This is a genomic window from Mycobacterium sp. IS-2888 (assembly GCF_001954215.1).
Lineage (GTDB): Bacteria > Actinomycetota > Actinomycetes > Mycobacteriales > Mycobacteriaceae > Mycobacterium.
Genome location: NZ_MBET01000037.1, coordinates 1 through 1,209, shown reverse-complemented (window position 1 = coordinate 1,209; position 1,209 = coordinate 1). Strand labels below are relative to the sequence as shown.

General features: G+C 68.1%; 1 protein-coding gene and 1 pseudogene. Both read left to right on the top strand.

What is annotated here, in order from left to right; all coding sequences use genetic code 11:
* Positions 1-74, top strand: a 74-nt coding sequence (locus tag A5745_RS25180) for a hypothetical protein (protein ID WP_139329418.1), incomplete at its 5' end; no start/stop codon positions are given.
* A gap of 430 nt (positions 75-504) precedes the next feature.
* Positions 505-1,170: pseudogene (locus tag A5745_RS06070) on the top strand (PPE family protein); the annotation flags it as partial.
* Positions 1,171-1,209: the final 39 nt, after the last annotated feature.

The following is a 1,209-nucleotide window of genomic DNA, read 5'->3' as shown; positions in this document are numbered from 1 at the left end:
TGCGCGGCGCCGGCGCAGGCCCACGCTACGGCTTCAAACCCACCGTCATGGCCCGCCCCCTCTCCGCCGGCTAAACCACACACCCCGAAGGCGCGCCCCGCACACACGTGCGGCCGGCGCGCCTTCGGGCGTCCTAGTCCGAACGACGTGGCGCCGGCGGCTTTAGCTGCGGCCGGATTTTTATCCCAGGTCGAGGCATTTACCGCCCAAACATGCCGCGGCAATGACCGGTGGAGCCGCTAACACCTCCCGCCCGTCGCAGACGTTATCGGATGTTGCCGCAGGTGGTGGGCAGGTCTTGCGGAGAGGCGTAGGCGTATGGGCGCCGCGTCGTCCGTCTCAGGTCCCGCACAGGTTAGGGTGGCGGTTCCGCGGCGGGTCGCTGCGGCGGGGAGGTCAGGGGAGTCCTCCCGATTAGCCTCACTCAAAAGCAACTTGGTGAATGTCGTCATGCGGGGGCGATGCGTGAGTAAACCCATGCCGTTCGGGCACGGTGGTTCGTAGGTGCTCGATTTCGGCGCATTACCACCGGAGGTCAACTCGGGTCTGATGTATGCGGGTCCGGGGTCGGGGCCGATGTTGGCGGCGGCTGCTGCATGGGATGAGTTGGCCGCGGAGTTGGCCACCGCGGCCAGTGGCTATGGGTCGGTGGTTTCGGAGTTGACCAGCGCCCCGTGGGTGGGTCCGGCCTCGAGGTCGATGCTGGCCGCGGTCAGTCCCTATGTGGCCTGGCTCTCGACGGTGGCCGGGCAAGTCGAGCAGACCGCCAACCAGGCCCGCGCGGCCGCGGGAGCCTACGAGACCGCGTTTGTGGGCACGGTGCCCCCGCCGGTGATCGCGGCCAACCGGGTGTTGTTGATGACGCTGATCGCGACCAACTTCTTTGGCCAAAACACCCCGGCCATCATGGCCACCGAAGCCCAGTACATGGAGATGTGGGCCCAAGACGCCGCCACCATGTATGCCTATTCGGCCTCCGCGGCGCTGGCCTCCGCGCTCGAGCCGTTTGACACCCCTCCCAATACCACCACGCCTGAGGCCCCCGCCGAACAAGCCCTGGCAGTCGCCCAGGCCCAGGCCACCCCGGCAGGCAACTCCGCCCAAAACGTCGCCGCGGTCACCCCGCAACTGGCCGCGGCCAGCATCGACCTCGAGGCCGGACCCACCCACGGGGCGCTGGTCAACTCCGAAACCACCGACCCATAGCCA